The 13216-nt window shown below is 33.0% G+C and carries 14 protein-coding genes; 5 read left to right on the forward strand and 9 right to left on the reverse strand.

The genetic code is table 11. From position 1 onward, the window contains the following. Window positions 1–54: 54 nt before the first annotated feature. Genes ABZC13_RS02810 through ABZC13_RS02820 form a run of 3 tightly spaced genes read left to right on the forward strand, consistent with a single transcriptional unit; the run spans window position 55 to window position 3793 of the window. A complete protein-coding gene (locus ABZC13_RS02810; protein ID WP_372999749.1) occupies window positions 55–1893 on the forward strand; it encodes a PilZ domain-containing protein in 1839 nt (612 codons plus the stop codon). Window positions 1894–1907: 14 nt separating this feature from the next. Continuing rightward, complete coding sequence (gene waaC, locus ABZC13_RS02815; protein WP_372999752.1) at window positions 1908–2903, forward strand: lipopolysaccharide heptosyltransferase I; 996 nt, start codon at window positions 1908–1910, stop codon at window positions 2901–2903. Beyond that, entirely contained in the window at window positions 2900–3793 is an 894-nt protein-coding gene (locus ABZC13_RS02820) for a lipid A biosynthesis lauroyl acyltransferase (protein WP_372999755.1), read from the forward strand. Before waaC ends, ABZC13_RS02820 begins: the two co-directional genes overlap by 4 nt. Here ABZC13_RS02820 and ABZC13_RS02825 read toward each other — a convergent pair. The 3 genes from ABZC13_RS02825 to panB all read right to left on the reverse strand — a co-directional run bounded on the left by ABZC13_RS02825 (window position 3753) and on the right by panB (window position 6708). Then, a complete protein-coding gene (locus ABZC13_RS02825; protein ID WP_372999758.1) occupies window positions 3753–4814 on the reverse strand; it encodes an AI-2E family transporter in 1062 nt (353 codons plus the stop codon). The two genes, ABZC13_RS02820 and ABZC13_RS02825, sit on opposite strands and share 41 nt — an antisense overlap. A 76-nt stretch (window positions 4815–4890) precedes the next feature. Next, complete coding sequence (gene ruvB / locus ABZC13_RS02830) at window positions 4891–5904, reverse strand: Holliday junction branch migration DNA helicase RuvB (RefSeq protein ID WP_372999761.1); 1014 nt, start codon at window positions 5902–5904, stop codon at window positions 4891–4893. A gap of 12 nt (window positions 5905–5916) precedes the next feature. Further along, window positions 5917–6708 carry a 3-methyl-2-oxobutanoate hydroxymethyltransferase gene (panB, locus tag ABZC13_RS02835; RefSeq protein WP_372999764.1) on the reverse strand — a complete coding sequence of 264 codons (792 nt, stop codon included), beginning with the start codon at window positions 6706–6708 and terminating at the stop codon, window positions 5917–5919. A 54-nt stretch (window positions 6709–6762) separates the two neighbouring features. On the opposite strand from panB, the gene ABZC13_RS02840 reads away from it, so the two are divergent. Then, entirely contained in the window at window positions 6763–7164 is a 402-nt protein-coding gene (locus ABZC13_RS02840) for an Hpt domain-containing protein (RefSeq protein WP_372999768.1), read from the forward strand. 16 nt (window positions 7165–7180) lie between these two features. Then, entirely contained in the window at window positions 7181–7918 is a 738-nt protein-coding gene (trpA, locus tag ABZC13_RS02845; protein WP_372999771.1) for a tryptophan synthase subunit alpha, read from the forward strand. Window position 7919: 1 nt separating this feature from the next. On the opposite strand, the gene ABZC13_RS02850 is transcribed toward trpA, so the two are convergent. From ABZC13_RS02850 to ABZC13_RS02875, 6 genes are all read right to left on the reverse strand, one after another. Next, the gene (locus tag ABZC13_RS02850; RefSeq protein WP_372999774.1) at window positions 7920–9704 is read right to left on the reverse strand and encodes a hypothetical protein; all 1785 of its coding nucleotides are present in this window, start codon (window positions 9702–9704) and stop codon (window positions 7920–7922) included. Between the two features lie 4 nt (window positions 9705–9708). Next, window positions 9709–11859: a S41 family peptidase gene (locus ABZC13_RS02855; protein ID WP_372999777.1), complete on the reverse strand. Its 2151-nt coding sequence runs from the start codon at window positions 11857–11859 to the stop codon at window positions 9709–9711. A 26-nt stretch (window positions 11860–11885) separates the two neighbouring features. Beyond that, entirely contained in the window at window positions 11886–12311 is a 426-nt protein-coding gene (locus ABZC13_RS02860; RefSeq protein ID WP_372999780.1) for a sensor histidine kinase, read from the reverse strand. Continuing rightward, the gene (locus ABZC13_RS02865) at window positions 12312–12494 is read right to left on the reverse strand and encodes a hypothetical protein (RefSeq protein ID WP_372999783.1); all 183 of its coding nucleotides are present in this window, start codon (window positions 12492–12494) and stop codon (window positions 12312–12314) included. Between the two features lie 160 nt (window positions 12495–12654). Beyond that, window positions 12655–12921, reverse strand: coding sequence for a hypothetical protein (locus tag ABZC13_RS02870; protein WP_372999786.1), 267 nt, complete (start codon window positions 12919–12921; stop codon window positions 12655–12657). A gap of 74 nt (window positions 12922–12995) precedes the next feature. Then, window positions 12996–13211, reverse strand: a complete 216-nt coding sequence (locus tag ABZC13_RS02875; RefSeq protein ID WP_372999789.1) for a hypothetical protein — start codon at window positions 13209–13211, stop codon at window positions 12996–12998. Between the last annotated feature and the right edge of the window lie 5 nt (window positions 13212–13216).

The raw sequence follows: 13216 nt of genomic DNA on the forward strand, positions 1-13216 counted from the left end.
GCCTTATTACGAGATATGGTATAATCTGTTAATAGCAACTTTTAAAGGCATCTGTTGGTTCATCTCTACTACAAGACTTCTACTTCGAAGCAATTATCAGACACAGTTGATGCATTTGAATCTTGTGAGTTTATTGATATCAGTAATACTAAAAGTCTCAAATATGACGAGATTTATCTAGTAGAAATTGATAAAATAGAAAAAGCTCTGCTCTTACATATAAAAAATTTACTCGCATCAAAAACAGAAAGTTTAATATATTTTTTTATTAATGATTCACATAACCTGATGCTTTTTCAACTTGCTTCTATGTTAAATGTAAAAAGCATTATCACTCCAAAGCATGATACATCTAAAATTATCTCAAATATCAAAACAGAACTTCTCAAGAATAAAAATGCTCAAATACAAAACTCTATAGCAAAAAGTATAATCAAGGATCAGTGCTTTATGCTTTTTGATTCAAATGGACTAAAATTTGCAAGTAACAAATTATATGATGAGTTTAAATGTACAGACTTGGAAATGGTTAAATCCAGAATATGTTTGGAACTTGACTTAGCTGCTCTTTTAAAAGAAGACATATCTCAACAAAAAAGTTTTAACTTTACCGGTTCTACCCAAGCATACAATATCAGAAGTTCCACCTCAAGCTATAATGATAATAAATTTATATATATAGAAAATATTTCTCAAGATGCTATGCAACTCTCTTCAGGCGTAAACTTTATTAAAAATCGAATCTATTTCATAGAGATTCTAAAAGAAAAAATCTTAGAGACAAGCATCTCAAAAAGTCTCTTTTCTATTATTACAATCCAAATAGAAAACATGTCAAATCTACGTCTATATTGGAGTGAATATGAGATAGAGATGTCTATCCGTGATCTACTTTTACAAGTGGAGATAGAAATAGATTCTAGTACACTTTTAGCGCAGTATGACAACAATCTTTACTTAACACTTTTTGAAGGTCTTGATTTTGAGTCCACAAAACAAAAAGCCAGTACTATACAAGCGAAGATATCAACATATACATCTAAACAGAAGATTAAGCCAATCATAGGACTATATGCATTTGATATAAATGCCTTAGAATTAAACACTGTTTTAAAAACAATATCTGATATTGCAAGAGAGAGTATATCGATAAAAGATATAGAGGCTCAAAAACTTTACAGAGTTATTGACATAAGCAATGAACTCGACGATGCAAGAGCAATAGATATACTTCTTCAAGCTACATTTACAAATAAAACACCTATTAAGCTTTTAAATATTTACAAAGGTCTTTGTATAAATACTTCTTCTAACATTATGAAAAAAACAGATCAAGAAGTGTATGTAACTTATGAGCAACTCCAAGGTACTGTTATGAATTTTGAAAAAGAGACAGTAATTCAGTCTTCTAGTTTTACAAAAGACATAATTGCAGATGTAAAATATATAGATTCAAAGAGGAGACTCGCTCTTTTGAAAAACTTTCGTTTTGTACAGGGAAGTGCAAATGGCAGAAGATATTCTCGTGTAACTTGTTCACAAAGAACACCGATATCTATTGTTCACCAAAAAGGCACTTTAAGCGGTGAAGTATTAGATATTTCTATGAACTCTATTGCTATTAAAACAAGGCTTTATCCAAATATAGACTCTCTAAAAATGATGCAAGTCTCTCTAAAGTTTACTCTTCCCGTAACTAGTAGTGAGGAAGGTTACCTAAAGCTGACTCTAACAGCAGAAGTTATTTTTACTATGTGCGATGAAGAGTTTTGTAAAGTTGTAGTAAACCTTGATGAGGACCAAGTGCATGAAGCCATACTTATGGAATATGTTTATGATAGACAAAAAGAGATTATTGTTGAGCTAAAAAAACAAAGCACTATGCTAAATTAGGTATAATGCCGACAATGAAAAAAGATATAAAACGCATAGCTATAGTAAGACTTTCTGCTCTTGGAGATATTGTTAATAGTGCTGTAACACTACAGTTTATACATGAAAAATATCCAGATGCAAAGGTAGAATGGATAACTGAAGAAGTTTTTGCTCCACTGCTAGAAAATCATCCCCTTGTTTCTATTGTTCATACACTAAACCTAAAACAATTGAAAAAGTCTAAAAGCTTCTCCCTTTTAAAACAAATTTTTTTAGAACTACGTTCACTTGGTGAGTTTGATATTATAATAGACATCCAAGGGCTTTTGAAATCTGCAATAGTAGCTAGACTTATTGGAAGTAATACTCATGGTTTTGACAAGAGCTCTGCAAGAGAAGGTATCGCTTCTTATTTCTACAAGACTACTTCATCTATAGCATATGATGAAAATATCGTTAAGAGAAATACATTTCTTGCTTCTGATGGACTTGGATTTAATATTAGCGATGAGATGCTACTTCATAAAAAGCCTATATTTGAGACAAATGAGTACCCGCTAGAAAATAGTGATAAGAAGAATATAGCTATTGTAATAGGTGCTTCTTGGGAATCAAAAAAATACCCGAAAGAGAGAGTTGCTGAACTTTGTAATGAGTTGAAAGAAAACTCTATAATCTTATGGGGCTCAGATGCTGAAAAAGAAGATGCCCTTTGGATATGTGACAACTCTGCTTATGCGACTATAGCGCCTAAACTATCTTTAATTGAGTTAGTCTCTCTTATCTCGAGTGTTGACCTCCTGATAGGAAATGACACAGGCCCTACTCACATGGCCTGGGCTCAAAACATTCCTTCAATCACTCTTTTTGGTCCAACGACTACTAGAATGATTTATGAGACTCCTATAAATGTAGGCATAAAATCAAGCTCTAAAGTAGATATATATCATATAAATAAAAATGACTTTTCTATAAAAGACATAGAAGTAAGCAAAGTTGTTACTAAAGCAAAGGAGCTATTAAAATGATTGGTTTTTATGCTTTTTTAATTCTTGAAAAATTTCTAATGTTTCTTCCTAGAAAAGTTAGACGTGCTTTTTTTGTCGGCTTAGGTTTTTTTGCTTATAAAGTCTCAAAAAGGTACAACAAAGTCATAAGACAAAACCTTCAGTTTATCTACGGTGATAATATAGATGAAGAGTTTATACAAAAGATTGCGAAAAATGCATTTAGACAACTGCTTTTAAATTTTCTTCATACGATGGAAATAAGATATTACTCTATCGAAGAGTTATCAAAAAAAATTACTTTTGAGAATGATGAAGTGTTGAAAAAAGTGCAAGAGCAAAATAGACCTATAATTTTTGTAACTTCGCATTATGGTTCTTGGGAGTTAGCTGGAGCAATGCTAAGTGCCCTAAGAGAACCGATCATGATTGTATACAAAAGAATGAAAAATAAATATTTTGAAGATTATCTTTTAAGTTCTCGCTCAAAATCTCGCATGCAGTACGTAGAGAGAAATGGTGCTACAAGAGGTATACTAAAACAACTCCGCTCCGGTGGAGCAATAGCAATTTTAATAGATGCGAATGTAAATAAAAAAGAAGCTATCACAGTTGATTTTTTAGGTAAGCCTACAAGCCAGATTAAAACAACTGCTTATTTTGCGAGAAAGTTTGATGCAGCTTTAATTCCGGCACTTATACATGAAAATGATGATGAAACATATACTATAAAATTTTACGATGAGATTATACCGCCAAAAACAGATAACGAAGAAGAAGATATCAGAGTATCTACTCAGATGCAGACAGATTGGTTAAGTGCAGAAATCTTAAAAGCTCCGGAGCCTTGGTTTTGGCTCCATAGAAGATTTAAAGACGATTATCCAGAGATTTATTCTCGCACTCTTTAGTTCTTGCTTCAAATAGTTTTAAAATCGTTAAGAAAAACGCAGTAATTGCAGGTCCTAAAATCATTCCCCAAAAACCAAATGTTGCAAGTCCGGCAATAATAGCAAAGAATATTACAAGCTCATTTATTCGTGTGTCATCTTCTTTTAAAAGTCTATTATTGATCTCTTTTATGATTAGAGGTTTTATGAATGTATCAGCGATTATTGAAATTACAATGATTGAATAAAGAGCTATAAATATTGCACTTGATGAATCTCCGATTGAAAACTCATAAAGCATAAATGGAAGCCACATAAGAACTCCACCAACTACAGGTATTAGAGAGGCAAAACCATACATGATTCCAAAAAGAAGACCGTTATAACCCATAAAAGAGACTGCAACACCAAATAGTACACCCTCAAACATTGCAGTTACTATTATGGAATAAAAAACTACACTCATAACAGCTGAAAGCTCTTTGGCAAGAAGTGTAGTCTCGTCAACAGACATCTGAACAACACGTTTTAAAAACTCAACTATATAAGCCCCATTGTACTGAGCAAAGAAGTAAAATATAATAATTAAAAATGCATTTTTCAAAAAGCCTGCACTAAAAGCTCCTATTGTTCCAGTGAAAGAGATAGCCTTTGTAGTTAGAGAGTTAACATCTAAATCTTTTAGTGCATCTACAGCATATGGTTTAATAAATAGAAGGTATTCAGGTGGCTTTTCTATCAGCTCTTTGACATAAACTTCGATACCTACAAAAACTTGGGGGTCAATACTGTTTAGTTTTATAGTCAATGTGGCAAGGAAATAACCAAGTGGCGCGAAGAATAAAACTGCCAAAAGAAAACTAGAAACAAGAGCTGCGGCAAGTCTTGATTTCAGAAGTTTATAAAGTGCGTCTTGAATATTCGAAGTAGAAACTGCCAATAGCGCGGCTATTGTAATACTAAGTATAAAAGGAGCATAAAGTAGGTACATCCAGTAAAGAGATGTCGCAAAGAGTATGGCTACAAAGTATTGTGGTTTCATAGGAAAAATCCTTGTGAGGAGCAGATTTTATTTATAAAATTTAGCCCAAACAAGAAATAGATTTTTTTGTATTTCATTAAAATAAACTTCCTTCATCGTTTGGTAATGAAATATTTAAAACTTCATAAGTATTTCTTGTAGCCTTTCTACCCTTTGCTGTTCTCTCTAAGTAACCATTTGCAATTAAGTAAGGTTCTAGTACATCTTCTACTGTTCCCTCATCTTCACTAAGAGCTGCTGCGATTGTACTTAGACCCATTGCTTTTCCTTTTGCAGATACTAAGAGTTTTAAAAGTCTTATATCCATCTCATCAAAACCGTGAGAATTGATGCCAAGCTGATCCAGGGCATACTGAGTACGAGAATGATCTATACTTAGTTCCTCGGCAACTTCAGCAAAGTCTCTAACACGGCGAAGAAGACGAAGAGCTATACGAGGAGTTCCTCTACTTCTTTTTGCTATTTCTATAGATGCTTCATGGATTATCTCTTTATCCAGTTTAGTAGATGCCTGAGAAATAATTTTTGACAACTCTAAAGAAGAATAAAACTGCATTCTAAAACTCATGCCAAATCTATCTCTGAGAGGATTGGAAAGCATACCTGCTCTAGTTGTTGCACCGATGAGAGTAAATCTTGGAAGGTCAATCTTTACAGTTTGTGCAGCTGGTCCACTGCCTATGATGATATCTATTCTGAAATCTTCCATAGATGAGTAAAGTATTTCTTCTACAGCTGGGGAAAGGCGGTGTATTTCATCAATAAATAAAATATCACCCTCTTCTAAATTTGTAAGGATAGCGGCTAAATCTCCACTTTTTTCTATCATTGGAGCTGCTGTAACTTTTATGTTTGCATTCATCTCATTTGCTATAATAAGGGCTAAAGTAGTCTTACCAAGACCTGGAGGTCCGTAAAAAAGGACATGATCAAGTGCTTCATCTCTCTTCTTACTGGCTTGGATAAAAACACTAAGATTTTTTTTTATCTGCTCCTGCCCAATGTATTCACTCCAGGCATCTGGTCGTAAAGATGTCTCTATACTCTCTTCATCAGCACAAAAAGTTTCTATCTCTACTAGTCTATCCATTAAACTCTGCCATTAATAAGTATGTTCCTCTTTTGGAAATTCTCTAGCCACGACTTCATCTGCATAATTTTGAACTGCATCTTTTACTAAAGCTGCACCATCCATATATTTTTTAACAAATTTAGGAGTGAACTCTTCAAATAGTCCAAGCATATCTGAAAACACTAAAACCTGACCATCAACATCAGCTCCGGCACCAATTCCTATAACAGGCACTTCAACACACTTTGCTATTGCAGTAGCTACATCAGTTTTAACACCCTCTATAACCATGCAGAATGCTCCGGCTTTCTCGATAGCTTTAGCATCTTCGATCAATTGCAGTTTCTCTTTTTCACTTTTACCTTTAACCTTGTACCCACCCTCACTTCTTACAGACTGAGGTAATAGTCCGATATGACCACAAACAGCGATGCCATTAGATGTAAGGTGTCGAACTATATCTGCTTTATCTTCTCCACCCTCTATCTTTACACAATCAGCTGGAGTCTCCTGAAAAACTCTTATAGCATTGTGAAGTGCGTCATTTTTATTAGTATAAGTTCCAAAAGGCATATCACATACTACAAAGCTATTTTTTGCGCCATTACACACAGCATTCGTATGGTATAGCATTTGCTCCATTGTTGCACTTAGCGTATCGTTTTTACCTGCAAAACTCATGTTTAAACTGTCGCCAACTAAAATCATATCTGAGCTAGGTTCTAGCAGTTTTGCAAACAGAGCATCATACGCTGTAATCATTACTAGAGGTCTTACGCCCTTTGCTTTTTGTATAGAAGTTATTGTCATTTTTTTATTCATAAAAGTATTTTAACTAAAAACTGATACAATTGCACTAAATAGGAGAATTACTTTATGGGCATAAGAAGTGACTTAGATAGTAACTTTGATTTTGAGATCGTTGATGAATTTTTGGATCATTACTCTATGATGGTTGAGAGTATGGAAGTGATGATTATGGATCTCGAAAAACCCAATAAATACAAGAGAAGTGTTGATGAGCTTTTTCGTGTTTTTCACAACATAAAATCTGCCTCTGGATACTTGAAAATCTTGCCGATGTCTAAACTCTCTGCCTTTGTAGAAGATGCTTTAGAAGAGCTAAGAAAGACAGATGAGCTTCCTAGTGATGATATTGTATCATGGCTACTTGCAATAAGTGATATGTACTCTCAGTGGCAAGATGATTTCAAACTTGACAATGAGTTGAGTCATGTAAAATATTCTCTATTAAAAACACCATACCTAGAAAAATAACTAAACTGGAAAAAACTTGAAAAAACTTGTAGCATATATAACTTCTGCTTACCCGGAAAAATCTTTTAGCATAGACCTGTCCTTGGCACTTGGTGAAAACGGTGTTGACACGCTTGAGCTTGGTGTTCCATTCTCTGATCCTGTTGCAGACGGTCCCTTAATCGAAAAAGCAAACCATAAAGCATTGGAGCTTGGCTTTAAGTTCAAGCATCTTCTTGAGATCTCAGAGATAGTAGCACCAAAGGTTGACACTCTTTGGATGGGTTACTTCAACAGTTTTTATCAGCAAGATATGGACAAACTGTTGCCTTTGGCATCTAAGTTGGGAATAAATGGTTTTATCATACCGGATCTGCCACATGAAGAAGCTCTGCCTTACAGTGATCTGTTTAAAGCAAACTCCTTGAGCAACATTAGTTTTGTAGCTCCTACAGACAGCGATGAAAGAATCAAAGAGGTTGTAAGTGATGCTCAAAAGTTTATCTATATGGTAGCTTATACAGGGATTACAGGTTCTGGTCAAGCTGAAGATCTACAACCGTTTTTAAGCTCTATTAAAAAGCACTCATCTACTCCTGTTTATGTAGGTTTTGGAGTAAATGCAAAAACTGCTAAAGACAAAGTTGAGGGTGCGGATGGGGTTATTGTTGGAAGTGCGTTCATTGATATACTTTTAAAAGAGACTCTTAGCTATTCTGATAAGATCAAACAGTGTAGTGAGTTAGCTCAAATTATTAAAAATGAGATCAATTAAATTATTTTAGTTGTTCATATGGTGATTTTAGAGCCTCTGTATCTCTTTTCAATTTAAGAAATATATTTTCTATCCACTCTTTATATGAGGCTTTCATAAGCTCTTTTAAACTGTTCTTTTGGGCATCTATCATCTTTTTTACACTTAGTTGAAAGTCATCTTCATTAAATGCCTGATCCACTTCAGTCATAGCAGCATCTACGCCAACCCAACTTGCAGTACCAGTCACAACTCCACATAACAAAGCCCAAGGTCCACTTGGAGCACATATTGTAAGTCCTGCAACTGAACCGCCTATAAATGAAGAAGCTTTTGCAGCTCCCTTTGCTCCAAACTTTAGCAGCATCTTCGACATTACACTTTTTGATATTGCACCACTGATAAGAAGAGTCCCGGTAGCACTTAAACCTTTTTTTGCTACATCCCTGGAGTTGGCTTCAAAGATATTGTCGAAGCTTGACTCTAGAGATCCAAGCTCAGTTTTGTGCTCTGCTTCTAAAGAGTTCAAACTTTCATTTAACTCACTTTGAAAATCAGTCATAGATTTTCTTATACTTTCATTTATACTATAAGAAGCTCTGTCTACTCTTTGTGAAAAATCATTCTGATCAAACAGGAAGTAGTTTATTTTTGATTGAATCTCATTATCTAGCATCTGTGAGTCACACTGCTTAAGCTTATAGCCATTTGGAAGGTACTGGTTATAGTATGGAACCATATAGTCATTTTTATAGCCACAGTAAAGACTATAGCCTTTTAAGATAATTCGAGTGTATTCACCTTTTACAGAATAATAATAGTCGCTAAGTTCAGGAATTGAGTCATATACTGGCTCAAAAGCATTATCTACCTCAGCATCTATAACACTGCTTATATTGTATATTAACGACTGTTCACTTGAGTTTAATTTTGCACTTATAACCCTGTCAACTTCCTTGTAGGCATTGTTTATCTTTGTCTGAACATTTTGTATATGTTGCCTCTCATAAAGATGATTTATGCCCATAGTGATTATAAAAAGCAGCACTATGGTCGCTATAAAACCAAAAATAAAGTAGTTTCTGCTTTTAGGTTCTTCTTTATATATTATAGACTTGGATATAGATACACTCAGAAGTAGTTTTGAATAACCCCAGGCAAATATTCCCTGAGACACTAAAAGATAAAACAACCAAACTAAGATGCCATTGTTGTTTGCAAGAGTGCCGGCAGATGCACTCATAAATTTCCATTCTAGCAACTCTTTATATCTTAATGTTGAAGATACAAGGTTAAGTATTTCACAACTAAAAATTTTTATCTCGTAAGTAGGTGCTGTAAAAAACTGATAGGTAACAAAGGTAATTATCAAAATAAATGTGTTTATCCAAACAGTCCATCTTCTTGATATGCTTTGCAAAAAGCCTTCTTTTACGGTCGAGGATAGTCTTTTTTTCACTTTTGCATATATAAACCAGATAAGCAATACATCAAAGCCCAAAATCAAAAATATTATGGCATCAAGATAGATGCTGGCAACCAAGATTATGACAGATGCAACAAAACTTACAACAAGTGAAGTAAGCAGTGTTAACCACACACTCTTAACGATGCTAAATAAAGAAGTGTTTTCATGAAAAACTGTCTCTGCAATTGCATACTTTTTAACGATACGCATCTCAGACAGAGAAATTGTCAAAAGTGTTGTAAATGCTAATATATAGAGTATAAATACGACACATGAAGAGAATGTGGCGATTAAGGACCAAGTAAACAAAACCAGAAATATAAGCAAACTTTTCAACATATAGTTACTTGAAATTTAGTTTTTTATTGCCCACAACTGTAGGCTCTTGCAGATGCATATCTCCCATCTTAAATGATTCATCTTTTACATTTACATAAACTTCATTATATAGCATCTCCACGTCATCTCTACCCTTTAAGATAGAATCCATAACATAGTAAGAAAAAAGTCTATGTCCTTTTTGCTCAAACATATTAGAGTATTGAGTTCCTCGTCCAGCAAAAAGAACTACCATTTTTTTCTTATTAAAAGTCACATTTTTTGGAACCAGTCTTGTAGCAGCCACACCTTTTATAAGACTTTTCCCATCATTGCCTCCACTAAAGCAGCTATCAATAATTGCTATTATTTTATCTGCATCTGAGGAAGAAAGAAGCTTATATATATTTTGCATTTTAAAGAATTTATCATCACTTGCAAACTCTGGTTCTACATCGTTAGGTAAAAGATATGGCTCATTTTTTTGACTTGGAACAGGTACTCCATGACCATTATAATAAAAGTAGATAGTATCACCTCTATTCACTTCTCTAAGCAGTCTTTTCATCTTATTTTTGATTCTACCCATAGTTGCTTCACCATCAACAAGCACTAGACTACGATGTTGTGCAATTCCATACTTTTTTTGCAATAACTCGCTAAAGAGTTCAGCACTTGTTTTAGAATACTTTACATCTTCTGTATACTCATAGTTTTCTATACCTATCGATATTAACCATTTACTACTATCTTCAGGAGCTTTTTTTAGTTTGTTTAAACGCTCTCGCAGACTCTCTTCGTATACTTTTACTTTTTTTTGTACAATATTCTGATTTCTAAATCGTTTACGTTCTATCCCTGTTCCATAGGCTTTTGTCAAATATTTATTTTTAAAAATATTTTGATTATTTAAATAATCTTCAGCCGCTGCTAAAGCCACATCATATCCATTTTCAATATCTGTATTTACAATATAATTCGGTTTAATACCAATATTATGAATACTATTACCATCAGCCAATAAGTAGTGTGCAACTGTTAATTTTATAGATTCTTCTTTGCTTATAGGAATAATGGATTGTACATTTCCTTTTCCAAAAGATCTCTCACCAATAATAGTTGCACGATTATGTATCTGAAGTGCTCCACTTAAAATCTCAGATGCAGAAGCACTTCCTGCATTTATCAAAACAACTAACGGGGCTTCTGTTAAAGTCTTTTCTTCTGTTGCGCTGTATGATTTTAAAACAATACTTGAACGACCATTTTGAGTTATAATATTTCCTCTGTTCATAAATAGATCTGCTATAGCAACTGACTCAGAAAGAAGTCCACCAGGATTATTTCTAAGATCTAAAATTATACTTCTATTCGAACTTTTCTTTTCTTTAATGGCTTTGGTAATACTTTTAAGAGCATTTTTATCAAATGTAGTTATTTTCAAATACAAAATATCATTTGGAAGTTCTCTGGTATCTACTGATTTTATTCGTATAAAGTCTCTGACAATAGTTACAGGGAATATCTCTGAATCACGTAATATAGTCAATTTTATAGATGTATTGACTTTTCCTCTCATAAGGGTAACTGCTTTATTTATTGACATATTCTCACAAGGAATTTCATTTATCTTTAAAATAATATCACCTGCTTTTATACCTGCTTTAAAAGCAGGAGTATCATCAATAGGTGAGACAATGGTCAATTTGTTTTCTCTTTTTCCTACAGTAATTCCAAGCCCTCCAAAAACACCTTCCGTCTGAATTTTCAACTCTTGCATGTGTTTTTTATCTAAATAGCTAGAGTGAGAGTCTAGTGATTCCATAGTTGCATGTATAAGTATGTCGTAAATTTCTTCTTTAGAGAACATCTCTTTTAATAAAAACTCTATAATAGTTTTTATCTTTTTATATGCACTCTCTTTAGAGTCTTTGCCATATTTATTATTGTAAAATTTAAATTTAACATCGATTTTTTTCTTATCGTCTTGACCAAGAAGAGAAGTGTTTTCTATAAATTCATCTAAGCCTTTAGTTATTATTTCATCTTTGGAAAATGCTTTATAGTAATATTTTTCTATACTAGAGATTACCTTGTTATACTTTTGCTCACCATCTAAAGCGAATAAAGATGCACTGAATATAACAGTAATTATAGCTATAAATATTATTCTCATCTAATTCCCTAAAGTATCAATTTTATTTATTTTATCACTACATTACTTAATTCATTTAGAGGAAGAGAGATAATAGATTTTGCCTCATTATCGATATTTACTACACTTAGTCTACCATTGCAGTGCTCTTCAATAATGGTTTTAGACATGTACAAGCCAAGTCCTGTTCCATCTTTTGCCTGTTTAGTAGTAAAATATGGTTCAAAGATTATTTCAATTATATCTTCTGGAACTCCACCGGCATTGTCGGATACATTTAAATAAACATACTTCTCATCTACTTCTGAGGATATCCATATTTTAGGATCTTTATCATTCTTTTCCACTAATGCATCTTCGGAATTTTTTAATATATTTAGAATTACCTGCTTAACTTCGTTAACATAGGTCTTTACTATTATATTCTCTTCTAACTCAATTTCAATAGAGATGTTTCTAGCTTCTAAAGTCATCTATTGTCGAAGACAGATGCATGGTAATTCTCCTATTGACTCTAGTCTTTTTCTAAAAAATTCTCCATTATATTTATCCATAATAATATCAAGAGTCAAAGTTCCTGATATTGCTGATATATATGCCAAAGGCTGTCTCCACTGATGTGCTATCATACTCAGCATCTCACCAAGATTTGCCAATTCTTATTATTTACAGTTGAGACGATAATTTTATTATCTTTGTCTATTAAAAGAATGTCATGTTCACTAGACATAATCAATGTTTTTAAAAAATAATTCATAAAGAGATTAATGATTAAAATACCTTTTTTTAGAGTCTCTAACAATTGGTATTCCTACTCTAAGAACTGGTTTTATCGGTTTTTGAATCTATTTTCGAGTACCATACTTCATCTTCATAAAGCTCATTTACCATATCATTTATGTATGTCTCAAATTGAAAAGTTTTCAGGTGATATACCATTTGTGCATTGACTTTGGCATTCTTAAAGGCAATATTCTCATTTAGTTTAAAAACGGCAAAAAAACTGACTGACAAAAAACTTATGCCAAAAACTAAAAAAGCACTTATAAGGTTCATAGTAAAGTCATTCTTTATTTTCTTCATAACATATTTTCACTAAATAAGTATTAATTATATCTTAAAATACTATTTCCTATAAAAACAAGGTATGGATAGCTTTACTTTTTAGCAATAATAAAAAGGTGTAGATATCCGTAATATTTTAGTAGTTTTATGTTTTTTTCAACATCAATATCATCCTTAAGTTCTAAAAAGAACCTGCTTAACTCACTATCATCTAAATCACCCAGGTATGTAAAATCACTATGATCTTCACAATTAAGACGTACAAGACGGTGGCTTGGGGCTTTTGTATCTAATATCCATATTTTCATAATGG

The sequence above is a fragment of the Sulfurimonas sp. genome, assembly GCF_041563035.1.
In the GTDB taxonomy this organism is placed as follows: domain Bacteria; phylum Campylobacterota; class Campylobacteria; order Campylobacterales; family Sulfurimonadaceae; genus Sulfurimonas.

Coding starts and splice junctions, on each gene's coding strand:
- ABZC13_RS02875 (WP_372999789.1), bottom strand. CDS start 13,211: ATGAAAATATGGATATTAGATACAAAAGCCCCAAGCCACCGTCTTGTA.
- ruvB (WP_372999761.1), bottom strand. CDS start 5,904: ATGGATAGACTAGTAGAGATAGAAACTTTTTGTGCTGATGAAGAGAGT.
- ABZC13_RS02860 (WP_372999780.1), bottom strand. CDS start 12,311: ATGACTTTAGAAGCTAGAAACATCTCTATTGAAATTGAGTTAGAAGAG.
- ABZC13_RS02820 (WP_372999755.1), top strand. CDS start 2,900: ATGATTGGTTTTTATGCTTTTTTAATTCTTGAAAAATTTCTAATGTTT.
- ABZC13_RS02825 (WP_372999758.1), bottom strand. CDS start 4,814: ATGAAACCACAATACTTTGTAGCCATACTCTTTGCGACATCTCTTTAC.
- waaC (WP_372999752.1), top strand. CDS start 1,908: ATGAAAAAAGATATAAAACGCATAGCTATAGTAAGACTTTCTGCTCTT.
- ABZC13_RS02855 (WP_372999777.1), bottom strand. CDS start 11,859: ATGAGAATAATATTTATAGCTATAATTACTGTTATATTCAGTGCATCT.
- panB (WP_372999764.1), bottom strand. CDS start 6,708: ATGAATAAAAAAATGACAATAACTTCTATACAAAAAGCAAAGGGCGTA.
- ABZC13_RS02850 (WP_372999774.1), bottom strand. CDS start 9,704: ATGTTGAAAAGTTTGCTTATATTTCTGGTTTTGTTTACTTGGTCCTTA.
- ABZC13_RS02870 (WP_372999786.1), bottom strand. CDS start 12,921: ATGAAGAAAATAAAGAATGACTTTACTATGAACCTTATAAGTGCTTTT.
- ABZC13_RS02840 (WP_372999768.1), top strand. CDS start 6,763: ATGGGCATAAGAAGTGACTTAGATAGTAACTTTGATTTTGAGATCGTT.